Source organism: Paramesorhizobium deserti (assembly GCF_001558695.1).
In the GTDB taxonomy this organism is placed as follows: Bacteria; Pseudomonadota; Alphaproteobacteria; order Rhizobiales; family Rhizobiaceae; genus Paramesorhizobium; species Paramesorhizobium deserti.
On sequence record NZ_LNTU01000001.1, the window covers coordinates 1,379,187 to 1,402,475 of the forward strand.

The following is a 23,289-nucleotide window of genomic DNA, read 5'->3' on the forward strand; positions in this document are numbered from 1 at the left end:
GGCCTGGGCGCGGCATCAAAACAAGGTCGTCATACTCGGGCCTTGATCCGAGTATCCATTCCGGAACATCGAAGCCGCGTCTCTATCACTTGATATGCAGGCTCTTTTTCACCGTTCCGGAATGGATCATCGGATCAAGTCCGATGATGACGGAGCGCGCGCGACCTGATGATCCAAAACAATCCCGCTCAGTAATCGCCGAGCTTGATATCCGGCGTATAATCGACGCCTTCGACTTCCTTCACCACGGCCTGTCCGCAATGGAGCGTGCCCGTGGCGGCGTTGAAGGTGTAGGCCGGTCCGCCGTGCAGCAGCCATCCCTTGTTGAGGGCGGCGGTGACCCGGTGGCAGAACTGGGAATCGTCGGGTCCAGTGATAAAACGGAAAAGCTTCATCTTGTCTCTCTATCCTTGTCTGATGTTGCGATCATGTTGGCTTTCGCCAGCACCGTTTCGGCCATGGCGAGGTGCAGCCGCTCGACCATCCTGCCGTTGAACGGCAGAACGCCCTTTCCGGCATTTTCAGGCCGCATGAAGAGTTCGACAATGGCGCGAGCCTCGGCGATCTCCGTTTCGCTGGCTGAGAAGGCGTGGTTCGCCGTCTCGATCTGCGAGGGATGGATGAGCGTCTTGCCGTCAAAGCCCATGGCGGCGCCCTGCCGGCATTCGCGCTTGAAGCCTTCGGCGTCGGCGAAATCATTATAGACGCCGTCGAGAATATCGAGCCCGCCAGCGCGGGCGGCAAGCACGATCTGCATCAGCCAGGGGATCAGGAATTTCCGGTCTCCGCCAAGATCAACGCCCGTCTCACGCGCGATATCGTTGGAACCGACGACGAAACAGGCGAGCCGCGCCGAGGAATGCGATCCTAGCTGCGCAACCTCGTCGGCGTTCAGGATGCCGCGCGGCGTCTCGATCATCGCCCATAGCGCCAGCGTATCCGCCGCGTCGGTTTCGTCGAGCGCATTTGCTGCCTCGATCACATCGCGCGGATGCTCCACCTTGGGCAAAAGGATCGCGTCCGGATTGCAGGCGCGAGCGGCGAGGATGTCCTCGCTGCCCCATTGCGAGGCAAGAGAGTTGATGCGGATGATGCGCTCGCGCGATGCGATCGGATGCTCGCGGAAATGCGTCCGCAGGGCTTCGCGGGCCGCCTCCTTCGCCTCCGGGGCCACGGAATCCTCGAGGTCGTAAATGATCGCGTCCGCCGCGAGCGTGACGGATTTCTGCAACGCTTTCGGATTGGAAGCCGGAACATAAAGCACCGAACGGCGCGGGCGCGGGATCTTCTTCATGGATTGCTTTCTGCCTGCATCCGCGGGTTCGCGCAAGATATCCCGTATAAGTGGCCCGTGGCCGGCATGGGCTTTTACTCCGCGCCAAGCTGGTGTAAAGCGTTGCGCCTGGAAAGAATATCAAGCCGACAGGTCAGATTATGGACAAGTTCACCAAGCTCACCGGGGTTGCCGCTCCGCTGCCGATCATCAATATCGACACGGATATGATCATTCCGAAGGATTATCTGAAGACGATCAAGCGCACCGGGCTCGGCAAGGGGCTTTTCGCCGAGATGCGCTATCGCGAGGACGGTTCGGAAAACCCGGATTTCGTGCTCAACAAGCCCGCCTACCGCAAGGCGCAGATCCTCGTCGCCGGCGATAATTTCGGCTGCGGTTCCTCGCGTGAGCATGCGCCGTGGGCCTTGCTCGATTTCGGCATCCGCTGTGTTATCTCGACCTCGTTCGCCGATATCTTCTACAATAACTGCTTCAAGAACGGCATCCTGCCGATCACGGTCTCTCAGGAAGACCTCGACAAGCTGATGGACGACGCCTCGCGCGGCGCCAATGCGACGCTGACCGTTGATCTGGAAGCCAAGGAAATCCGGGGGCCCGACGGCGGCTCGATCAAGTTCGACCTTGACGATTTCAAGCGCCATTGCCTGTTGAATGGTCTCGACGATATCGGCCTGACGATGGAGAAAGCGCCCAGCATTGCCCGTTTCGAGGCAGAGAACGCCGAAAAGCGCCCTTGGGCTTGAGTTTTTTGATCGCTATATACCGGGCGCCGCACGACTGGCGGCGCCGGGTAAAAAGGAGAAGGCATGGCCCGAACCGATCAGACCGGCGATTGGGCTAAGCGTTTTTCCCCTTCGCTGGACGAAATGGAATCCTTGACGATCGAGGCGTTCGCGCATCTGCCCGCGAAGTTCCGCAGCCTTTGCGGCGATATCATCATCCAGGTCGCCGATTTTCCTGAAGACCAGATCGTCGACGATATGGGACTGGAAACGCCATTCGATCTGCTCGGCCTTTTCGAAGGGCACGGCATCGGCGAGCGTTTCACCATGGTGACCGGCGAAGGGCCGAACCGGATCACGCTCTATCGCCGCGCCATACTGGATTATTGGGCCGAGCATGAGGAAACGCTGGGCGACATCGTCACCCATGTGCTGATCCACGAGATCGGCCATCATTTCGGCCTTTCCGACGAGGACATGGAACAGATCGAGGCGAATACCGATTAAGGCCGGCAGGATCGCGAATGCGATGCCTGCCGATTTAATCATGCGACACTGAGCCGGACGTCGATATTGCCGCGCGTTGCATGCGAATAGGGGCAGACGATGTGGGCGGCGTCCACCAGTTCCTTCGCCGTTTCCTTGTCGACGCCCGGCAGCGATACCGCGAGTGCCACATTGAGGCCGAAGCCGGTGCCATCGTCGCGTGGGCCAATGCCGACAGTCGCGGTGACCGTGCTGTCCTCGGCGATCTTCACCTTGCGCTGGCCGGCGACATATTTCAGGGCACCGAGGAAGCAGGCCGAATAGCCGGAGGCGAAGAGCTGTTCGGGATTGGTGCCTTCGCCGCCATTGCCGCCGAGCTCCTTCGGCGTGTCGAGCACGACGCTCAATCGGCCGTCGGCGGTTTTGGCGCTGCCCGTGCGTCCACCGGTGGCGGTCGATTCAGTGGTGTAGAGAACTTTCATCGTCATATCCTTTGCGTTTGGTTCGGGAGTCAATCGGTTTGACGCAATTTATATCGCACAATACTAAATCGTACACAACTAAATTTGCAGGGATCTGCGACCGGTATGTTGGCGGCATCGAGCATCAGCGTTTCCCTGTGGAGCGCTCCACGGACGCGGCCAAAAGAAAAGCGCCGGACGAGCCGGCGCTTTCACAATTCATCTGAAACTCCGATTAGGCGGCGAAGGCCTTCGGTTTGACCAATCCGCGAGCGATCAGCAATTCGGCGATCTGGATGGTATTGAGGGCTGCGCCCTTGCGTAGATTGTCGGAAACGACCCACATGGCCAGACCGTTCTCCACGGTGATATCCTCGCGGATGCGGGAGATATAGGTCGCATCCTCGCCGGCAGATTCATAAGGCGTGATGTAGCCGCCGTTCTCGTGCTTGTCGACGACGAGGCAACCCGGCGCGTCGCGCAGGATGTCACGGGCTTCGTCGGCCGTGATCGGCTTTTCGAATTCGATATTGACGGCCTCGGAATGGCCGATGAAGACAGGCACGCGCACGGCGGTCGCCGTCAGCTTGATCTTCGGATCGAGCATTTTCTTGGTTTCGGCCACCATCTTCCATTCTTCCTTGGTGTAGCCGTCCTCCATGAAGACATCGATATGCGGGATGACGTTGAAGGCGATCCGCTTGGTGAATTTCTTCGTGGTGATCGGATCGGCGACGAAGACCGCCCGCGATTGCTCGAAGAGCTCGTCCATGCCTTCCTTGCCCGCGCCCGAGACCGACTGGTAGGTCGAGACGACGACGCGCTTGATCGTGGCTGCGTCATGCAGCGGCTTCAGCGCCACGACGAGCTGCGCCGTCGAGCAATTGGGGTTGGCGATGATGTTGCGCTTGCGGAAGCCTTCGATGGCATCGGGGTTCACTTCCGGCACGATCAGCGGCACGTCGGCGTCGTAGCGCCAGGCGGAGGAGTTGTCGATGACGACGCAGCCCTGTGCGCCGATCTTCGGCGACCATTCCTGCGAGATCGTGCCGCCCGCCGACATCAGGCATATGTCGGTATCGGAGAAATCATGCGAGTCGAGCGCCTTCACCTTCAGCGTACGATCGCCATAGGAAACTTCCGTGCCCTGGCTGCGGCGCGAGGCAAGCACCACGACCTCATCGGCCGGGAAGCCTCGCTCATCGAGGATATTGAGCATTTCGCGGCCCACATTACCGGTGGCGCCGACAACCGCAATCTTAAAACCCATTTGCTTTCTCCTGTCCCTCTCCGCTTTTCTTGAAAGAACCCGGTGGCCATGCGGGTTGTTCCTTCCCCGGACCAGACCCGGGGAGAGGGCGAGCAGGCCAAGGGAAATCAGACCGTTTTCGCGGTCGTTTTCGTAATGGTTTTGGCCGTGGATTTGGTGGAAACGGAGAACATGCGCCCGCATCCGGTGACGAAGCCGGAATGATGAGACGAAGCTGGTGCTGCCGATACGCGATGCACGCGGGGTTCTCCTTGTCCGATGGTGCTTGTACCCCGTTTCTTGAAAGAGTCAATTGCCGTCTCGGACGAGCGTAAAGCGATAGGAAATGCGCGACATGTCGATGGGTCTTCCCAAGCATTTCCATGTGAGGTCTTAGACTAAAGTCATAAGCCGAAAGAATACTGCCCGAATCCTTAGTTTAAGGCCATGATGTGCCCGTATCAGACGAAGCACCGGCAGGAGGATTCGGTGTGCTTCAATTTACAGCGCCTTGCGTTCTTGGATGCATAACGACGCTGTGAGTTCTTGAACATGCGTATCGTGTTTTCGAAAACCTGCTGCGGTTTTCGGGCCGATCCGCCAGCGTTTTACATGCTGTCTTGGGAGGACACATCAATGACTGTCACGGCAAGTGCCGATATCGGCACGCAGAAAATGACGCGCGAGGAGAAGAAAGTCATCTTCGCCTCATCGCTCGGTACCGTTTTCGAATGGTACGATTTCTATCTCTACGGCACGCTCGCCAGCTTTATCGGCGCGGCCTTCTTCAGCCAATATCCGGAGACGACGCGCAACATCTTCGTGCTGCTCGCCTTCGCCGCGGGCTTTCTCGTCCGGCCTTTCGGCGCGCTGGTGTTCGGCCGCCTGGGGGATCTGGTCGGACGCAAATACACTTTCCTCGTCACCATCGTCATCATGGGCTTCTCGACGTTCCTCGTCGGTCTTCTGCCCGGCTCGGCGACGCTCGGTATTCTCGCGCCGACGATCCTGATCATCCTGCGCATGCTGCAAGGCCTGGCGCTCGGCGGCGAGTATGGCGGTGCGGCAACCTATGTGGCGGAACATGCGCCCAACAACCGGCGCGGCTTCTTCACCTCGTGGATCCAGACCACGGCGACGCTGGGCCTCTTCCTGTCGCTGATCATCATCCTGTTCATCCAGAACATGATGAGCAAAGAAGATTTCGCCGCCTGGGGCTGGCGCATTCCGTTCCTGGTTTCAGTGCTCCTGCTCGGCATATCCGTCTGGATCCGCCTGCAGATGAACGAATCTCCAGCCTTCCAGCGCATGAAGGAGGAGGGCAAGGGGTCCAAGGCGCCGCTGTCGGAAGCCTTCGGCCAGTGGAAGAACGCCAAGATCGCACTGATCGCGCTTTTCGGCCTTACCGCCGGACAGGCCGTTGTCTGGTATTGCGGCCAGTTCTATGCGCTGTTCTTCCTGCAGAACGTGCTGAAGGTCGAAAACGTGTCCGCCAACATCATGGTGGCCACCTCGCTGGTCCTCGGTACTGGCTTCTTCGTGGTCTTCGGCTGGCTGTCGGACAAGATCGGCCGCAAGCCGATCATCATGGCAGGCTTGCTGCTTGCGGTTTTCACCTATTTCCCGCTGTTCAAGGCACTCACCTATGCTGCAAATCCGGCATTGGCGCAGGCCGAGCGGACGATCAAGGCGACCGTGACGGCAGCTCCGGGCGATTGCACCTTCCAGTTCAATCCGACCGGAACGGCGAAGTTCAACAATTCGTGCGATATCGCCACGGCATTCCTGTCCAAGTCTTCAGTGCCGTACGAAATCGTCGAGGGACCGGCTGGTTCGCCCGCGACTGTCAAGATCGGCGATATGACCGTCGAATCCTATGACGCCGCAACTGCCGGCGCCGATGCAACGGCAAAACAGGGCAAGCTCGCCCATGACATGAACCTCGCACTGCAGAAGGCTGGCTTCCCGCTGGTCCGCGATCCGGCCAAGGTGCCCGACAGCAAGCTCGAGGCCTTTGCCGCCGCCAATCCAGAGCTCGGTCTCGATGTGAATGCGGTCCGGGCCGGTGAAAAGACCACCATGTCGACGGCCGATCTGGTCAAGAACAAGCTTCTGACCCCGGCCGAGGCCGACGCGGCAGGCGGTGCGGACCAGCCGGTCTACACCATTCCCAATGGTGGTGCGTTCAAGATGGTCGCCGATCCGGATGGCATCAACTGGCCGCTGACCATCGCGATCCTGACCCTGCTGGTGATCTACGTCACCATGGTCTACGGCCCGATCGCGGCGATCCTGGTCGAGATGTTCCCGACCCGAATCCGCTATACCGGGATGTCGCTGCCCTACCACATCGGCAATGGCTGGTTTGGCGGTCTGCTGCCTGCGACGGTTTTCGCGCTCAGCGCCGCCAAGGGCGATATCTACTATGGCCTTTGGTACCCGATCATCATCGCGGCGATGAGCTTCGTCATCGGCATGCTCTTCGTGCGTGAGCGCAAGAACGTCGATCTGCATGCGCTGGATTGATTGAGTCTGGATGTAAAACGGAAACGCCGCTCCGAAAGGGGCGGCGTTTTCATTTCGCGACTACTTTCCCCGATACCGCGCCTCTATCTCGATCAGCTTCTGCTTCCGCCAGAGGCCGCCGCCATAGCCGGTCAGCGAGCCATCTGCGCCGATGACGCGATGACAGGGGATGATGATGGCGATCTGGTTCGCGCCATTGGCCCGCGCAACCGCGCGTACCGCGAGCGGCTTATCAATCGCCTGCGCGATCTCGCTATAGCTGCGCGTTTCGCCGGCTCCGATTTTCTGAAGCTCGCGCCATACGTCCTGCGTGAACGCGCTGCCGTGCATCACCAGCGGCAGGTCAAAAGTCGCGGATTTGCCTGCATGGAAATCGCCGAGCTGACGCTCGACAAGATCATGCGTTGCAAAACGGCCGATGCCGATATCGCCGCGGCAGGCGGCATGGAGCTTCTTCAGTTCCGCAGGCAATGCCTTGCGGTCTGCGAATTCAAGAAGATGCAGGCTCCTCGCGTCGCAAATCGCAATCATGGTGCCGAGTGGCGTTCTGATCCAGTCGGCGCGTAGCAAGCCTTCCTTGCGAAGCTGCGCGGGCGGCAATCCCATGATGCGGGCAAAGGCGCTGCGGAAAGCTTCGGGCGATTCAAAGCCCGCATCGATCTGTGCGTCGATCACGCGAGCGCCGTCGGCCAGCGCCTGAAAGCCCTGCCGCAGGCGCTCCTGCCGCGCCATTTCCAGAAAGGTCATGCCGAAATGGCGGCGAAAGCTGCGGCGGACGGTGGAGGGATCGAGCCCCATCCGGGTTACGTCATCCTCGCTCCAGCGCCGCGCCGGATCGGCTTCCAGGGCATCCAGCAGCTTTTTCACGGACGGCTCCGCCTCGGCGGCGGGCTGCAGGGGATGGCATCTTTTGCAGGGCCGGAAGCCATTGGCCAGGCATTCGGAAACGGAAGCGAAGAAGCGGCAATTCTCCCGCTTGGGCTTGCGCGCCGGACAGGTCAGACGGCAGAAAATCCCGGTGGAGATGACGCCGACATAGGCCCTGCCTTCATAGGAGGCATCACGGGCGAGAAGTGCATCGTAGAGTTTGTCTTGATCAGGGAGCGTGAACAACATGCGGCTATTCTTAGCGGCATGGCAGGAAATTGCAGCCAGAAATCGGGCGGTTATTTTTTTGGCGTTATAGCTGCCCCTCACCCTTACCCTCTCCCCGTGAAGGACGGGGAGAGGGTGCCGGCAGACGGATGAGGGGCATTTCACAACTCAAGCCGAAAGCGCCTTGAACTTCGCCAAAATCGCATCGCCCATTTCCGTCGTGCCGATCTTCTTCGTGCCTTCCGACCAGATGTCGGCGGTGCGCAGGCCATCGTCGAGCACGCCGGAGATGGCGGCTTCCAGCCGATCGGCCTCGGCGATCAGGTTGAAGGAATAGCGCAGGCACATGGCGAGGGAGGCGATCATGGCGATCGGGTTGGCAACGCCCTTGCCAGCGATATCGGGCGCTGAGCCATGCACCGGCTCGTAGAGCGCCTTGCGTGCGCCCGTCTTGGCATCCGGCGCGCCCAGCGAGGCCGAAGGCAGCATGCCAAGCGAGCCGGTCAGCATCGCCGCCACGTCCGACAGCATGTCGCCGAAGAGATTATCGGTGACGATGACGTCGAACTGTTTGGGCCAACGAACGAGCTGCATGCCGCCGGCGTCCGCCAGCATGTGTTCGAGTTCGACGTCGGAATATTTCGCCTTGTGCGCCGCGGTCACCACCTCGTTCCACAGAACGCCCGACTTCATGACATTGCGCTTCTCCATGGAGGTGACCTTGTTGCGGCGCGTGCGCGCCAGCTCGAAGGCGACGCCGGCGATGCGCTCGATCTCGAATGTGTCGTAGACCTGCGTGTCGATACCGCGCTTCTGGCCGTTGCCGAGATCGATGATCTCCTTCGGCTCACCGAAATAGACGCCGCCGGTGAGTTCCCGCACGATGAGGATGTCGAGGCCTTCGACCACCTCCGGCTTCAACGAGGAGGAGCTAGCCAGCGCCGGATAGCAGATGGCGGGGCGCAGGTTGGCGAAGAGCTCCATGTCCTTGCGCAGGCGCAGAAGCCCAGCCTCCGGGCGGACATCATAGGGCACGCTATCCCATTTCGGTCCACCGACCGCACCGAAAAGCACGGCGTCGGCGGCGAGCGCCTTGCTCATGTCCTCTTCCGAGATCGCCTTGCCATGCGCGTCATAGGCGGAACCGCCGACCAGTCCCTCCTCGGTTTCGAAGCCAAGCCCGAGATCCTGGTTGAGATAACCAATGATCTTGCGGACTTCCGCCATTGCTTCCGGGCCGATGCCGTCGCCAGGCAGGAGGAGAAGTTTTCTGGATGCCATGATGTCGCGCCTTCGCTGGAGGAGTGTTCCGGCGTGTCTTAGACAAGCGGCGGCGGCATTTCAACTGTCGGGATAGGGGAATAGGGGGACAGGTGGAGAGAGAATTCCTTTACCGCAGCTGTACTGCAAACATACTCCCCTACTCCCCTACTCCCCTACTCCCCTACTCCCCTATGCTGCGGGCTTCCGAAGGCAGCATGATGGGGATGCCGTCGCGCACGGGATAGGCAAGCCTGGCCTTCTCCGAGATGAGCTCGCCATGCTCGGCGTCATAGACGAGGCGTCCCTTCGTCAGGGGGCAGACGAGGAGCTCCAGGAGTTTCGGGTCGATGGCGGGCGGTTTTCTCTCTTCGCTCATGTCGAGTGCTCGTTCGATGAATCCTAGCCGCATGACCTTACTTGAAAGTCTGCAACTTTTTGTTGACGCTGACCTTCGGCTCGGGATCATGCTCAGTCATTGCAGGCTGGAGCCGAAATCGTCGTTATCCTTTGCGAGGGCGATTTCTGTGATCGCGATCAGTGTTTCGGCCCGCGTCTTCAAGTCGGCGGCTTCGAGCAGCGCCTGCTTCTCTGCCGGGCCAAAAGGCGACATCATCGCCAGTGCGTTGACCAGGGTCTCATTGCCGGCGCGCGAGATGCTGTCCCAATCGGCGTCGAGATCGTTGGCGTCGAGATAGTCGCGAAAAGCCTTGAGCAGGGCGTTGCGGTTGATTTCCTCGGCGCCCGAAGACTCTTCGAGATCGGCAAGGAAAGGGGCGACGCGGCACTGGCGGAAAGGCAGACGGTTCGTCACCTCGTCGAGAACGCGGAAGCGGCATATGCCCTGCAGGGTGATGAGGATGCGTCCGTCGCCCGTTTCGGCATAGGTGGTGACCCTGCCCATGCAGCCGACTTCGCAGAGATCGGAAACAGGCCGGGCGGCGGCATGATTATCGCCGTCGAGGCAGGGCTGGATCATGCCGATGATGCGCTTCCCAGCCATCACCGCGTCGAGCATCTCGATATAACGCGGCTCGAAGATATTGAGCGGCATCTGCCCGTTCGGCAGGAGCAGCGCCGCCTTGAGCGGAAAAACCGGAATGATTTCCGGAATGTCGTTCATGGTGCGGTAGTGGGCATTGCCCGCCTGCATCGAAAACCACTCCCAGCCACTTGGGCGAATCTTTAGACTTACCAAGAGATGGGGCGCTGCGGCATAAACTCAAGCCGCCCCTCTCTTTCTGCTGCCGCCTTCTCGTGATCGTCAGGAAAAGAGCAGCGAAGACAATTTCCGGCGTGCGCTGAGCGTCGCCGGATCGGTCGGTCCCCACGCTTCGAAGAACTGCAGCAACTGCCTGCGCGCGCCGTCATCATTCCAGCTGCGATCCGCCTTCATGATCGCCAGAAGCTCGTCCGCCGCTTCCGTGCGATTTCCTCTCGCATTGTGGATCATGGCGAGGTCAAATCGTGCCTGATAATCTTTCGGGTTCTTCGCCAGCCTTGCTTCGAGCGCAGCCGGATCGCCCAGCTTCGCCACCTGCTCAGCCAGCGCAATGCGGGCTTCCACGGCGCGGACCGCGGCATCGTCCTTCTTGGCCTCCGGCACCTGGTCCAACACCTGGCGCGCCTTTTCGGCCTCACCCGTTTCGAACAGGCAGCCCGCTAATCCGGCGATCGCCACGACATTGTCGGGCGCTTCCTGCAGGACGGCGGAATAGAGCTGTGCGGCCTGAGCGAAATCCGCGTGATCGACAAGCTCGGCTGCAGCGGCCAGAGCTTCTTCGATCGCCGCATCCTTACCGCCGCCCGGACCGGCGATCTTGGCGATGAATTCCTTCACTTTCGATTCCGGCAAGGCACCCATGAAGCCGTCGACCGGCTGGCCATTGACGAAGGCAATAACGGCGGGGATCGACTGGATGCCGAGCTGGCCGGCGATGGCGGGATGATCATCGATGTTCATCTTGACCAATTTGACGCTGCCGCGAGCCTCGTTGACCACCTTTTCGAGAACCGGCGTCAGTTGCTTGCAGGGGCCGCACCAGGGCGCCCAGAAATCGACAAGCACCGGCTGGTTGCGCGATTCGGCGATCACATCGGCGGAAAATGCCGCCGTTGTCGTATCCTTGATCAGGCCGTTGCCGCCCGCCGCGCCATTTCCGGGGTTCGGCGCATTTCCATAGGATACGCTTGCGCTCATCTGGCCGCCGCTCGCAGCGAAGGGGTTGCTATCACTCGTCATCAATCAGTCCCTTTGCGGGTTCATCGCTATGGTTCGCTGTAACTCGATATCGGCGATTCGTTGCGGTCTCCAGCGTCCATTCCTTCCACTCGTCAGTTCGTATCTGGGCCAGGCCGTTTCAAGCCTTGCCCGGCGAGTTTCCGCCTTTTATTCCGCCAAGGCATCCGCCGGTGCGGCGACAGCCAGGACTTCCGGCTCGTGGCCGGTGGCGCGCAGGAAGCGGACCAGATCGTCGCGGCCGATCGAGGTGGTCGCCTCGTTGGTCAGCGGATGGACATTGATGATATCATGCCGCATCAGCCCGTCATCGAGAATGATCTTCACTTTCCCCTCCGTATCGTTGATCGCGCCGAGCGTGCTGACCGAGCCGGGAAGGAGGCCCAGATATTCCATCAGCTTCTCCGGCTTGCCGAAGGAGACGCGGCTTGCCGCACCGATCAGCGTGTGCACCGTCTTCAGGTCGACAACGGCATCCTCCTCAACGGTCACGAGGAAGAAATTGTCCTTCTTGTCCTTGAGAAAAAGGTTCTTGGTATGCCCGCCGGCGATCTCGCCGCGCAGAGACTGCGAATCGGCGACGGTGAAAAGCGGCGGGTGCGTTACCGTTTTCACCTTGATCCCGAGCTGGTCCAAGAAGGCAAAGAGTTCGTCAGGTGTTTTCGGCATGGGAACCTGCGGTCTTCATTCGGGGAAGGATCGGATGTGACCGGTCTACAGCATGATCCGCCAAAACGGAATGACTTTTGGGAAAGGGCCGTGAATGCGAGGCAACCGAGGGCCGATGCCGGCACGAAATCGGAGAGAATTCGCAGCCGAAAAAACAATTGCATTTTTCCGTCGTTTTCCTGTTGCATTCGTCAGGCTGTTGCGCCATATAGGCGCGGCCTAGACGACTAGCTGGCGCGAGCGGGTGTAGCTCAGGGGTAGAGCACAACCTTGCCAAGGTTGGGGTCGAGGGTTCGAATCCCTTCGCCCGCTCCAGTTGGTCTTGAGGCTTCAAAAGCCCCGCTTTGCGGGGCTTTTTGCTTATCTGGGTTTCGTTTTCCCACCTATGTTCAGCTATCCTTCCCAGCCGAAATGACTGCCGGCGACAGGCGGAAGCAGATGGCGTGGGTTTCGCCGCTTGGCTAATGCCGTCCGGTGAAATTCCTGATCCGGTTGCGGACAATGCGGGCGATGTCGAGCGTGCGGCGGTAGAGATGGATCTGCGAGGTGGCCTGCTGCGCCGCGCGGTCGGCGCCCGGGTTGAGGCCGATCACCAGCGTTTCGACGGTCTCGCGCTCGCGGAAAAGGCGCGACATGACGGGGTGATCGGGCACGGCGCAGGAATCGGTACGCGCGATGTTCGGGTCTTCCAGATGGTTCTTTACCACCTCGATCATCAGCAATGTGCCGGGCGAAAAGGCACTCAAGGATTCGTCATAGGCGGTCTTCCACGTCCAGGCCTCGCCTGATTCGATGAAGACGATGAGGATGGCGATGACCCTGCCGTCGAGCTCCAGCGTGTGGATGCGGGCGAGATCGCGTTCGGCCAGGCGATTGACGGCCTCGCGAGCAAAGGCGGCGCGATAACGGTCGACGGCCATGGCGCTGCCGCGCTTGCCTTTCCAACCGCTGGCTTCGAGCGCCAGGAAATCCTCGAAACGCTGCCGGATCTCCTCCGGGCTGCGGGCGACGCTGTAGGTCAGGTTTCCCTGGGCCGCGAGCTTTCGCCAGAGCCGCGCATAATCGCGGCGATGATGCGAGCCGATGGCGTGGCGCAGATAGCTGTCGCCTTCCATCTGGCTTTCGAGGAAGGGGCGCTCGACGCGCTCGATGGCGTTAAGCGGCAGGTTGCGGCCGATGGCGATGCTGCGGATCAGCTGGGCGACAGGACCGTCGGCGCGCATGTCGGGCAGAACCAGCACTTCGGGCATTTTCAGATGCTTGCGCGAGAGGATGTCGAAGAGGTCTTCCAGCACGCTGACGGGATCGTCGCGGTCGATCAGCGGCGTGCCCTGCGGACCAAAGGGGGTGGCCCAGGCGCGGATGATCGGCGCCGAAACCGTAAGGCCCGGGCGCTCGATCGTATAGGGCATGAGGAAGCGCAGACGGCTTCTTACCTCGTTTTCGTCGCGCATCACCATGAAGCGAACCTGGCGGTCGTCGAGGCGCGGCATGGCGGGCGCGAGGAAACGCGGGTTGAAGAAGATGTTGGGCTCGATGGTGCGGTAGGTGAGATAGTCAAGCTCTTCCAGAAGCTCGAAGCCTGCCGATGCGCCATAGATCGAGAGCTTGCGCGGGATGTCGCGCGGGCCCAGGCTTTCCTCGAGCTTCTTGGCGACATCGCCCATTGCGTCGGTCTCGGCAAGTTCGGAGACGAGGCGTGCGGTGGACCCTCCCGCCGCTTCTTCGAGAAGGGGAATGGCGACCATCAGGACTGTTCCTCCGGTTGGGAGATCTTTGCTGCAGGAGCGAATATGAACATGGGAATGCCGAGACGGCGATAGACCGTCAGCGAGAGGGATGAGGCCTCGAAAGCCATGGCGACCGCCGTTGCGGTTGCCGCGCCGATGAGGCCGAAACGCGGGATGAGCAGGATATTGAGCGCGACATTGATGCAGAGCGCGACGGCATAGAGCGCCGCGCAGATATTCTGGTTCCCCGACATGTTGAGCAGGCTTTCCGTCGGCCCGACGCTGGCGCGCGCGATGACGCCGATGATCAGTACGAAAAGAAGCGGATAACCCTCGGTGAAGGCGGTGCCGAACAGGGAGAGAAGCGGTTCGCCCAGGGCGAGCAGGACCAGGCCGATGGTGAGCGTCGGCCAGAAGGTCCACTTCACCGAATCCTGCACGAACCGGGCAAAGCGCACCTGATCCCCGCCATGCAGGAGCTGCGAATAGCGTTGCGCGACGCCGGCCTTGACGGCGAAATAGACGAAATGCGCCATCGCCAGGATCTTGGTGGTGGCGAAATAGACCGCGACGTGGTCGGGGTCCATGAAGCGGCCAACCATCAGCACGTCGACATTGATGAGCAGGAAGAAGAAGCCTTCGACCAGAAAGATGGGCATGGAAACGACGAACCATTCGCGCAGGCGCAGGCTGCGCGCGCCGGCAGGGATGATCCGGGCCAGGCTGCCTCTGACGACCGCAAGCTGACTGAGGGTCGTCACATAGGTCGCAAGAATGGCGGCCATGAGCGCGGTTACCGCCGTGGGTGCGAAGCCGATGAGCACCGCGGCCACCATGATGAGGAGGGAGAGGAGCGGCCTTGCGATATAGGTCGGCGTCAGCGCCGTCAGCACCCATGAGCGCGAACGCGCCGTGCCGTCGAGCATGTCGCCCAGCGCGATCATCGGCACGGCGATGAGGCCGAGATAGAACGGCACCACGTAATAGCTTTCCATGCGGTCGCGCAGGAGATAAACGCCGAGCGCACCGACAAGCGCGACGACGGTCGACGCAAGAATGCCGAAGATCCGGCCGGTCCACAGGATGCCGCGGATTTCATCGAAGAGGTTGCGCTCGATATATTCGGGCACATAGCGGATGATGGTGGTGTGGAAACCGAGGCAGGAAAGGTTGCCGATGATGATGGCGGTGATCCAGACCAGCACGTAGATGCCATATTCGAAGCCGCCCATCCAGCGGGCCAGTATAATCTGGGAAACAAGTGCGATAGCGGCACTGACGACACGTACGGAAAAGGCTGCCAGCGAGGAGCGCTGGGCGCCGGCCTGGGGGTTGGAGGCAGTCAACAGCGCATCGACGCGCTCCGCCAGCGGACGGAGGCGCAACGAAAATCTCTCCGGCAAGAGCCGGTCCGCCGCTGCAGCCGCAGAAAAACGCAATTGAAACAGTTCTCCACCAGTCGAACCGGCACAGACTAGGGCAAAAGTCTTTAAAAACGGTTCGCCGGCGTTTCCGCCGTTCACCCTGTAATCATACTAAAAAGCCGCGCTTTTGTACGCGGCTTTTGTATCAACCAGTGCCGTTTCAGACGAACGCGCCATGGCAGTGCTTGTATTTCTTGCCCGATCCGCAGGGGCATGGCTCGTTGCGGCCGACCTTGCCCCAGGTGGAGGGATCGGCGGGGTTGCGCTCGGCCGGATCGACGGTACGGGTTTCCTCGTGGCGCACTAGAAGTTCGCCGTCGCCGAAGTCGTTTTCGCCGGTGGTGCCATCGATATGCTCACCGAACATCTGGGGAGGCGAGGGCTCCGGCGCGGCTGCTGCCTCGCGCACGATCTCGACGCGCATAAGCTGGGCCGTGACGGCCTGGCGCAGATTGCCGAGCATGGCCTGGAAGAGTTCGAAAGCCTCGGTCTTGTATTCGTTCAGTGGGTCGCGCTGGGCATAGCCGCGGAAACCGACGACGGAACGCAAATGGTCGAGATTGACCAGATGTTCGCGCCAGAGATGATCGAGGGTCTGCAGGATGACGGATTTCTCGACATAGGTCATGACCTGTGGGCCGAAGCGCTCCGCCCGCTCGGCGGCGGCCTTTTCGGTCGCTTCGCTCAGCCGGGCGAGAATCTCTTCCTCCGCGATGCCTTCTTCCTCGGCCCATTCGTGGACCGGCAGGTCGAGATTGAGCTGATTGCGGATCGCTTCCTTCAGCCCGTCTATGTCCCACTGTTCGGCATAGGCGTTTTCCGGAATGTGCGTGCGGACAAGGTCCTCGACCACTTCCTGGCGCATTTCCGCGACGGTCTCGCTGAGATTCTCGCCATCCATCAGCTCCAGACGCTGCTCGAAGATCACCTTGCGCTGATCGTTCATCACGTCGTCATATTTGAGCAGGTTCTTGCGGATCTCGAAATTGCGCGCCTCGACCTTCTTCTGGGCCTTCTCCAACGCCTTATTGATCCAGGGATGGACGATCGCCTCGTCTTCTTTCAGACCAAGCTTCTGCAGCATCCCGTCCATACGGTCGGAGCCGAAGATGCGCATGAGATCGTCCTGCAGCGACAGGAAGAATTTCGAGCGGCCAGGGTCGCCCTGACGGCCCGAACGGCCGCGCAGCTGATTGTCGATGCGGCGGCTCTCGTGTCGCTCCGTCGCCAGAACATAAAGGCCGCCGCCGGCGAGCGCCTGTTCCTTGAGCTTGGCGACATCGGCCTTGATCGCCTCTATTTTCGCATCCCGCTCCGGGCCTTCCGTCATATCGGCCAGTTCCTGGCGGACGCGCATCTCGACATTGCCGCCGAGCTGGATGTCGGTGCCGCGGCCCGCCATGTTGGTGGCGATGGTGATGGCGCCGGGGACGCCGGCCTGGGCGACGATATAGGCTTCCTGCTCGTGATAGCGGGCGTTGAGAACCTGGAAGTTCTTGATGCCTTCCTTGCGCAACCGCTCGGCCAGATGTTCCGATTTCTCGATGGAGGTGGTGCCAACCAGGATCGGCTGGCCCTTGGCGCTCGCCTCGCGGATATCCTTAACGATGGCTTTGTACTTCTCCTCGACCGTACGATAGACCTCGTCGTCCTCATCGATGCGCTGGACGGGAAGGTTGGTCGGGATTTCGGTCACTTCAAGACCATAGATATTGCCGAATTCTTCCGCCTCGGTCACCGCCGTACCGGTCATGCCGGCGAGCTTGTTGTACATACGGAAGTAGTTCTGGAAGGTGATCGAGGCCAGCGTCTGGTTTTCCGGCTGGATGGTGACATGTTCCTTGGCCTCCAGCGCCTGATGCAGACCCTCGGAATAACGCCGGCCCGGCATCATGCGGCCGGTGAACTCGTCGATGATGACGATCTCGTCGTTGCGGACGATATAGTCCTTGTCGCGCTGGAACAGCTTGTGGGCGCGCAGCGCGTTGTTGACGTGGTGGACGATGGCGACGTTCTCTACATCGTAGAGGCCGTCGCCCTTGAGATGGCCGGCTTCCTGAAGCATGTTTTCAAGCTTCTCGGTGCCTTCCTCGGTGAAGGTCGCTGTCTTCTGCTTCTCGTCGATCTCGTAATCCGACGGTTCTAGCCGCGGAATGAAGGTGTCGATGAGGTTGTAGAAATCGGAACGGTCCTCGAGCGGACCGGAAATGATGAGCGGCGTGCGTGCCTCGTCGATCAGAATCGAGTCGACCTCGTCGACGATGGCGTAGTTGTGGCCGCGCTGGACCATCTGCGAACGGTCATATTTCATGTTGTCGCGCAGATAATCGAAGCCGAACTCATTGTTCGTGCCGTAGGTGATATCGCAGGCATAGGCTTCGCGGCGCTGGTCGTCGTCGAGGCCATGGACGATCACGCCGACGGTGAGCCCGAGGAAACTATAGAGGCGTCCCATCCATTCCGCGTCGCGGCTCGCCAGATAATCGTTGACGGTGACGACGTGGACGCCCTTGCCCTCGATCGCGTTGAGATAGACGGGCAGGGTCGCCATCAGCGTCTTGCCCTCGCCGGTGCGCATCTCGGCGATGCCGCGATTGTGCAGCACCATGCCGCCGATCAACTGCACGTCGAAGGGGCGCATGCCCAGCACGCGCTTGGCTGCCTCGCGCACGGTGGCGAAGGCATCGGGCAGGAGATCGTCCAGCTTCTGGCCATTTGCCAGGGCGGCGCGGAATTCCGCCGTCTTGGCCTTGAGCTGATCGTCAGTCAGGGCCTCATAATTCTTTTCAAGCGCGGTGATCTCGTTGGCGCGCGGGCGCAGGCTCTTGACGCGACGGTCGTTGGAAGAACCGAAAATCTTGCGGGCTAGACCGCCGAAGCTGACCATCACTGGTCCTTTCTCATCCGTTCAGCCGGTTGATCCGGCATTGTCGAAGGCTTTATTCACTCTCATAGAAACATTTGCAAGAAAAGTGGTGGCCCGACCATAAATGTCGATAGGTCCCGAACCGGGCGCACTTCTTCCGGCAAGCTCTCTGGACGCAAAGCCGTTGGACAGATAAGAGGGGGGTCGAGCGATGTCAACGTTGAAGCATCGGGCGGAAAACCCCTCCGCGCTTTTGTTCCCACGGCGTCTTCCAGACCGGATCGACCCACCGGTTCATAGGAATGAGCGCTCTTGATTCAGAGATGGAGCGTTTCCGTTTCGGCCGGAAGAGCCGCGACGGAAACGCTCCAGGCAAAATTCCGCCGTATTCATGGGGCCGAAAGGCCTTTGAAGGAGTGACCCTATGACCTACTATCATAAAGCCCTTTCCGCGCTCGCCGCAACCGTTCTGATCGCCACCGCGACATGCGGCGCGTATGCCCAGGACAAGGCCGCAGAGGCCAAGGAAGCCGCCGATCCCGCCAAGGTCCTGGCGACCGTCAACGGCCAGCCTATCACGCAGGGCGAGGTGGACCAGGCGTCGAATGATCTCGATCCGCAGTTCTCGCGCCTGCCGGACGAGCAGCGCCGGCTTGCCGCGCTCGCAGCACTCATCGACATCAAGGCGCTGGCCACCGAGGGCAAGGCCGAAAAGCTTGATCAGACGGACGAGTTCAAGCAACGCATGAATTTCCTCAGCGATCGCGCCCTGCACAACGAATATTTCAAGAAAGAGATCGTCGACAAGATCACCGATGCGGACGTTCGCGCCCGCTATGACAAGGAGATCGCCGCGACGCCACCGCAGAATGAGGTCCGCGCCCGTCATATCCTGGTGAAGACCAAGGAGGAAGCCGAGGCGATCATCAAGAAGCTTGACGGCGGCGCGAAATTCGAGGATCTGGCGAAGGAGAGCTCGACCGATGGCTCCGCTGCAAATGGCGGCGATCTCGGCTATTTCGGTCAGGGCCAGATGGTGCCCGAGTTCGAGAAGGCTGCCTTCGCGCTGGAGCCGGGCTCCTACACCAAGGAGCCAGTGCAGACGCAGTTCGGCTTCCACGTGATCAAGCTCGAGGACAAGCGCACCCAGCAGCCGCCCGCATTCGATCAGGTCAAGGATCAGGTGCGCTCGATCGTCATGCGCGAACGCTATGTCGATCTGGTGAAGAAATTGCGCGGCGAACTCAAGGTGACTTATGCCGATCCGGCGATCGAGAAGGCGATGAAGCAGGCGAACGGCGAGGAAGAAGCCGCCCCCGCCGAAGAGGCGCCGAAGCAGTAATCGGCGGCAACACTTCTTTGTCACGTCATTCTGGCCGGGGGATCCATGTCGGCGTCCGTTTCTCCACTTGCTCCGAAACACTATCCGGCGATGCCGGCAATCGAGGGGGTGCGCATCGCCACCGCCGAGGCAGGCATCAAATACAAGGGGCGCACGGACGTGCTGCTTCTTGTCTTCGACCAGCCGGCGGAGGCAGCGGGCGTTTTCACCCGCTCGAAATGCCCTTCGGCACCGGTGGATTTCTGTCGGCAGAACCTTGCTGGCGGCAAGGCGCGCGCCGTTGTGGTCAATTCGGGCAACGCCAATGCCTTCACCGGCAGGAAGGGGCGCGAATCGACGGCTATGACCGCCGCCGCGGCATCGGCCGCGGTCGGCTGCACATCGGCTGAGATATTCCTGGCCTCAACAGGCGTGATCGGAGAGCCGCTCGATGCTGGCAAGTTCGCCCATCTGCTCGAGGGCATGACGAATGAAGCCCAGGCGGATCGCTGGCTTGATGCCGCAAAGGCGATCATGACCACCGACACTTATCCGAAGGTGGCGACGGAGACCGTGCTTCTCGGCGGCGTGCCGGTGACCATCAATGGCATTGCCAAGGGCGCGGGAATGATCGCGCCCGACATGGCGACGATGCTGTCCTTCGTCGTCACCGACGCGCCGATCGCCGCTCCTGTCCTGCAGGTGCTTTTAGAAAAAGCGGTGGGCGGGACATTCAATTCCGTGACGGTCGACAGCGATACCTCGACATCCGACACGCTGATGCTGTTCTCCACGGGCACGGCGGCGGAGCGCGGCGCCCCCGCCGTCACCGATCTCGGTGATGAGCGGCTTGCCGATTTCACAAAAGCGCTCGACCGGGTTCTGCATTCGCTGGCATTGCAGGTTGTGCGTGACGGCGAGGGCGCGCGCAAGATGATCGAGATAGAGGTGACCGGCGCCACGTCGGCCGCCTCGGCCAAGCGCATCGCGCTGTCGATCGCCAATTCACCGCTGGTGAAGACAGCGGCGGCCGGCGAGGACGCCAATTGGGGCCGCGTCGTCATGGCTGTCGGCAAGGCTGGCGAGCCCGCCGATCGCGATCTGCTGGCGATCTGGTTCGGCGATATCCGTGTCGCCCATCAGGGCGAACGCGATCCGGCCTATTCCGAGGCTGATGCCTCCGCCTACATGAAGAACGAGGACATCAGGATCCGCGTCGATGTCGGGCTCGGCGATGGCAAGGCGACGGTCTGGACCTGCGACCTCACCAAGGAATATGTGGCGATCAATGGCGATTATCGTAGTTGAGGCAGACATGGGAGAGCGCTCCTGATGCCGGGGCTGGCGACCGTCAGGCAGATCGAAGCCGTGGGTTTTCGCGCATGGCCGGCAACGTCGGTGCATTATGACGGGACATGGGCGATCCGCATGACCGCGGCACACCCATCGAAGCGACTCAACTCGATCAACCCGCTCGATCCGGCCGATATCCGCGATATTCCAGCGCGTGTCGAACGCGCTTCGCAACGCTTTCGCGCCTATGGAAGACGGCCGGTTTTCCGGCAATCGCCGCTGGCTCCGCCGGAGCTCGACGATTATCTCGCAAGCCGGGGCTGGGAACGGCTCGATGAAACCGTCGTGATGACGGCCGATCTGACGGCGATGGACTTCGCCGGAACAATCGATCAGATTCCGCTGCGCGACATCGGGCGCTATGTCGACGCCTCGCTCAAGGTACATGGACGCGACGCATCCTTGCGCGCCGGATTTTCGGAATTGCTTAACGGGATTCGTCCGGTCAAGGGTATGTTCATGATCGAGGAGGACGGGCAGCCGGTGTCGGTGGCGCTCTGCGTTCATGACGGCGCGATGGCTGGGCTCTTCGACATCGGCACTTCGCGTGAGAGCCGCAGAAACGGTCATGGGCGCGCCATCGTCGCCTCGGCGCTCAAATGGGCGATGAAGCATGGCGCGAAGACGGCATGGTTGCAGATCGAGACGGTCAATGCACCGGGACTTGCGCTCTATGAAGGCTTCGGCTTTACCGAAATCTATCGCTACGCATACCGGGAAAGCCCGAATCATGAAGGATGAAAATCCGCGCCGCATTCTTCTCGTCGCCGCCTGCGCCCTGGTCGATGCGGATGGCCGCGTTCTCCTGGCACAGCGGCCCGAAGGCAAGCAGCTTGCCGGTCTCTGGGAGTTTCCGGGCGGCAAGGTGGAGCCAGGGGAGACGCCAGAGCAGACGCTGATCCGCGAGCTTAAGGAAGAGATCGGCATCGTCACCAAGCCCGCATGCCTGGCGCCGCTCACCTTCGCCAGCCATACCTATGAGGATTTCCACCTCCTGATGCCGCTCTATATCTGCCGGCGTTATGAGGGGATCGCGCGATCGCTGGAAGGGCAGGCGTTGAAATGGGTGCGGCCGCGCGACATGCGCGATTATCCCATGCCGCCGGCCGACGAGCCGCTCATCCCGTTCCTGATCGACCTTCTGTAAATTTTCCCGCGTTTTCAGCAGGTTCCAGCCAAAAAAAGCCGGAGCACGGGTGATCTCCGTTAATCGATCTTTCACTTCGATCGGGCATTTTCCATGCGGGGACGGGGCCGGAGTTTGCCAATATGCCTTTTGACGATCATTCCTTTCATAAAAAGGACCATGGTTCCTATTACCCGAATTCCATCGCGGGCGCGCGTTCGGGTGTTTTGCGGATCACTCTGCTGTTCGGCTCGGCCGCGATCGCGCTGGCGCTGATCCTGGTTCCCATTCTCAATGAGCGCTCCAGGGATATTGCGTCGCAATCGCTGTTCCCGGACGGAGTCGATACGATCTCGACCGGATCGATCCGGCATTCGCGGGCCTATACGGTTCGCAAGAGCGTACTGCAGAGTACGCCGGAGGCCGTCTGTGTCATCCATCCCGACGGTAGAAAAAGTGGCGATTGCTGAAAATATCGCTGATTTTCTCTGAAAATCCCCGAAATTTCGCGCCGGATCCCTCGTTTCACGGGGCTTTTTTCGATTTTTCCGTCTCGGCGAGAGCCGCGGCGAGCGACGTCTTGGCGGAGCCGGGTTTGAGCGGCTGCTGCTGCGAGGCATGCGGCGCCCAGCCCGACATCCAGATGATGGAGAAGGTGGCGCGGATGCGGCCATCTGGATCGCTGAAGCGTTCGGCATAGATTTCGGCGGCACGTAGGAAAAAATGACGCGGCACCGGCCTGCGCGAACGGCCGAGGAGGCTGTTCTGCATGCCCATGGCGCGCAGATCAGCGATCAGCGCGAACATATTGTCATAGCGCACGGTAAAACTCTCGACATCGGTAACGGGCAGGGCAAAGCCTGCCCGCTGCAAGAGGCCGCCTACATCGCGTATATCGGCGAAGGGGGCAACGCGAGGCGAGGCGCCGCCGGTCAGTTCGGCTTCCGCCGCAAGCAGGCTTTCGCGTAATTCGCCGAGCGTGCCGCCGCCGGCCATGGTGCCGAGAAACAGCCCATCGGGTTTCAAGGCATGACGGATCTGGAAAAGCGCGCCGGGCGTGTCGTTGGTCAGTTGCAGCGAGAGGAGTGAGACGATCAGATCGACGCTTGCAGGCCCGAGCGACAGGGCTTCGTCATCGGCGACGATGGCTGGAAAGGGGCCGTGCAGAAAGGCCGTATCCTGCTCGATGCGGATTATCTCATCCGCCTTTCCGGAGCGCGCGATGGCCTCTGCGGCAAGGCCCGTATGACCGCCGAGGTCGACGGCGACGGGGAAGCGGCGCTCGACCGTTGCAAGACGATCTTCGAGGTCGTCGGCCGCCCGCGCCAGCAGGAAATCCGTTCCGGGGGCGAATTTCGCCATGGCGCGCCGGCGATGCGCCTGAATCAGCGAGCGGTCGAACAGCCCGTTTTCCTGCATGCGATTGCCTGCCTTTTCCTCGTTCGCGCATTCCTGCATGATGCGT

22 protein-coding genes and 1 tRNA gene are annotated in these 23,289 nt (G+C 60.8%); 9 read left to right on the forward strand and 14 right to left on the reverse strand.

Going from position 1 to position 23,289, the window contains the following annotated elements; translation table 11 throughout:
* Positions 1 to 188: 188 nt before the first annotated feature.
* A complete protein-coding gene (locus tag ATN84_RS06575; protein WP_068880704.1) occupies positions 189 to 395 on the reverse strand; it encodes a DUF1737 domain-containing protein in 207 nt (68 codons plus the stop codon).
* The gene (locus ATN84_RS06580; protein WP_068880705.1) at positions 392 to 1,294 is read right to left on the reverse strand and encodes an HpcH/HpaI aldolase/citrate lyase family protein; all 903 of its coding nucleotides are present in this window, start codon (positions 1,292 to 1,294) and stop codon (positions 392 to 394) included. The genes ATN84_RS06575 and ATN84_RS06580 overlap by 4 nt, the downstream gene beginning before the upstream one ends.
* Positions 1,295 to 1,434: 140 nt before the next feature.
* On the opposite strand from ATN84_RS06580, the gene leuD reads away from it, so the two are divergent.
* Together leuD and ATN84_RS06590 are read left to right on the forward strand one after the other, a co-directional pair.
* Positions 1,435 to 2,040 (forward strand): 3-isopropylmalate dehydratase small subunit, encoded by a 606-nt coding sequence (leuD, locus tag ATN84_RS06585; protein WP_068880706.1) that lies wholly within the window; start codon positions 1,435 to 1,437, stop codon positions 2,038 to 2,040.
* A 63-nt stretch (positions 2,041 to 2,103) separates the two neighbouring features.
* Positions 2,104 to 2,526, forward strand: a complete 423-nt coding sequence (locus ATN84_RS06590; RefSeq protein WP_068880707.1) for a metallopeptidase family protein — start codon at positions 2,104 to 2,106, stop codon at positions 2,524 to 2,526.
* Positions 2,527 to 2,564: 38 nt separating this feature from the next.
* Here ATN84_RS06590 and ATN84_RS06595 read toward each other — a convergent pair whose 3' ends face one another.
* Positions 2,565 to 2,987 carry an organic hydroperoxide resistance protein gene (locus ATN84_RS06595; RefSeq protein ID WP_068880708.1) on the reverse strand — a complete coding sequence of 141 codons (423 nt, stop codon included), beginning with the start codon at positions 2,985 to 2,987 and terminating at the stop codon, positions 2,565 to 2,567.
* Between the two features lie 214 nt (positions 2,988 to 3,201).
* Positions 3,202 to 4,236 (reverse strand): aspartate-semialdehyde dehydrogenase, encoded by a 1,035-nt coding sequence (locus tag ATN84_RS06600; RefSeq protein WP_068880709.1) that lies wholly within the window; start codon positions 4,234 to 4,236, stop codon positions 3,202 to 3,204.
* 615 nt (positions 4,237 to 4,851) lie between these two features.
* Between ATN84_RS06600 and ATN84_RS06605 the strand changes: the two genes are divergently transcribed.
* Positions 4,852 to 6,741 (forward strand): MFS transporter, encoded by a 1,890-nt coding sequence (locus tag ATN84_RS06605; protein ID WP_068880710.1) that lies wholly within the window; start codon positions 4,852 to 4,854, stop codon positions 6,739 to 6,741.
* Between the two features lie 60 nt (positions 6,742 to 6,801).
* Here ATN84_RS06605 and ATN84_RS06610 read toward each other — a convergent pair whose 3' ends face one another.
* The 6 genes from ATN84_RS06610 to ATN84_RS06635 all read right to left on the reverse strand — a co-directional run bounded on the left by ATN84_RS06610 (position 6,802) and on the right by ATN84_RS06635 (position 12,004).
* Positions 6,802 to 7,857 (reverse strand): bifunctional transcriptional activator/DNA repair enzyme AdaA, encoded by a 1,056-nt coding sequence (locus ATN84_RS06610; RefSeq protein ID WP_068880711.1) that lies wholly within the window; start codon positions 7,855 to 7,857, stop codon positions 6,802 to 6,804.
* Positions 7,858 to 8,004: 147 nt separating this feature from the next.
* Positions 8,005 to 9,117: a 3-isopropylmalate dehydrogenase gene (gene leuB, locus ATN84_RS06615; protein WP_068880712.1), complete on the reverse strand. Its 1,113-nt coding sequence runs from the start codon at positions 9,115 to 9,117 to the stop codon at positions 8,005 to 8,007.
* A 163-nt stretch (positions 9,118 to 9,280) separates the two neighbouring features.
* Entirely contained in the window at positions 9,281 to 9,475 is a 195-nt protein-coding gene (locus ATN84_RS06620; protein WP_068880713.1) for a Trm112 family protein, read from the reverse strand.
* 96 nt (positions 9,476 to 9,571) lie between these two features.
* Positions 9,572 to 10,249 (reverse strand): LON peptidase substrate-binding domain-containing protein, encoded by a 678-nt coding sequence (locus ATN84_RS06625; protein ID WP_068880714.1) that lies wholly within the window; start codon positions 10,247 to 10,249, stop codon positions 9,572 to 9,574.
* Between the two features lie 111 nt (positions 10,250 to 10,360).
* Entirely contained in the window at positions 10,361 to 11,338 is a 978-nt protein-coding gene (trxA, locus tag ATN84_RS06630) for a thioredoxin (protein ID WP_068880715.1), read from the reverse strand.
* A 147-nt stretch (positions 11,339 to 11,485) separates the two neighbouring features.
* On the reverse strand, positions 11,486 to 12,004 hold the full coding sequence (locus ATN84_RS06635) for a prolyl-tRNA synthetase associated domain-containing protein (protein ID WP_068880716.1): 519 nt from the start codon (positions 12,002 to 12,004) through the stop codon (positions 11,486 to 11,488).
* Between the two features lie 240 nt (positions 12,005 to 12,244).
* Here ATN84_RS06635 and ATN84_RS06640 point away from each other — a divergent pair.
* Positions 12,245 to 12,319: transfer RNA gene (locus ATN84_RS06640), tRNA-Gly, on the forward strand.
* 146 nt (positions 12,320 to 12,465) lie between these two features.
* On the opposite strand, the gene bspF is transcribed toward ATN84_RS06640, so the two are convergent.
* From bspF to secA, 3 genes are all read right to left on the reverse strand, one after another.
* Positions 12,466 to 13,752: a type IV secretion system effector crotonyl transferase BspF gene (gene bspF, locus ATN84_RS06645; RefSeq protein WP_068880717.1), complete on the reverse strand. Its 1,287-nt coding sequence runs from the start codon at positions 13,750 to 13,752 to the stop codon at positions 12,466 to 12,468.
* Positions 13,752 to 15,173 carry a lipopolysaccharide biosynthesis protein gene (locus ATN84_RS06650; protein ID WP_068880718.1) on the reverse strand — a complete coding sequence of 474 codons (1,422 nt, stop codon included), beginning with the start codon at positions 15,171 to 15,173 and terminating at the stop codon, positions 13,752 to 13,754. The genes bspF and ATN84_RS06650 overlap by 1 nt, the downstream gene beginning before the upstream one ends.
* 145 nt (positions 15,174 to 15,318) lie before the next feature.
* Positions 15,319 to 18,045, reverse strand: a complete 2,727-nt coding sequence (secA, locus tag ATN84_RS06655) for a preprotein translocase subunit SecA (protein ID WP_068880719.1) — start codon at positions 18,043 to 18,045, stop codon at positions 15,319 to 15,321.
* A gap of 403 nt (positions 18,046 to 18,448) precedes the next feature.
* Here secA and ATN84_RS06660 point away from each other — a divergent pair, with 403 nt between their 5' ends.
* The 5 genes from ATN84_RS06660 to ATN84_RS06680 all read left to right on the forward strand — a co-directional run bounded on the left by ATN84_RS06660 (position 18,449) and on the right by ATN84_RS06680 (position 22,294).
* Positions 18,449 to 19,366, forward strand: coding sequence for a foldase protein PrsA (locus ATN84_RS06660; protein WP_068880720.1), 918 nt, complete (start codon positions 18,449 to 18,451; stop codon positions 19,364 to 19,366).
* Positions 19,367 to 19,411: 45 nt separating this feature from the next.
* On the forward strand, positions 19,412 to 20,653 hold the full coding sequence (gene argJ, locus ATN84_RS06665) for a bifunctional glutamate N-acetyltransferase/amino-acid acetyltransferase ArgJ (protein ID WP_068880721.1): 1,242 nt from the start codon (positions 19,412 to 19,414) through the stop codon (positions 20,651 to 20,653).
* Between the two features lie 21 nt (positions 20,654 to 20,674).
* Complete coding sequence (locus ATN84_RS06670; protein ID WP_201026333.1) at positions 20,675 to 21,439, forward strand: GNAT family N-acetyltransferase; 765 nt, start codon at positions 20,675 to 20,677, stop codon at positions 21,437 to 21,439.
* Positions 21,429 to 21,845, forward strand: coding sequence for a (deoxy)nucleoside triphosphate pyrophosphohydrolase (locus ATN84_RS06675; RefSeq protein WP_068880723.1), 417 nt, complete (start codon positions 21,429 to 21,431; stop codon positions 21,843 to 21,845). The genes ATN84_RS06670 and ATN84_RS06675 overlap by 11 nt, the downstream gene beginning before the upstream one ends.
* Before the next feature lie 122 nt (positions 21,846 to 21,967).
* Entirely contained in the window at positions 21,968 to 22,294 is a 327-nt protein-coding gene (locus ATN84_RS06680) for a hypothetical protein (RefSeq protein WP_068880724.1), read from the forward strand.
* 55 nt (positions 22,295 to 22,349) lie between these two features.
* Here ATN84_RS06680 and ATN84_RS06685 read toward each other — a convergent pair whose 3' ends face one another.
* Positions 22,350 to 23,243 carry a methyltransferase domain-containing protein gene (locus ATN84_RS06685; protein WP_068880934.1) on the reverse strand — a complete coding sequence of 298 codons (894 nt, stop codon included), beginning with the start codon at positions 23,241 to 23,243 and terminating at the stop codon, positions 22,350 to 22,352.
* Positions 23,244 to 23,289: the final 46 nt, after the last annotated feature.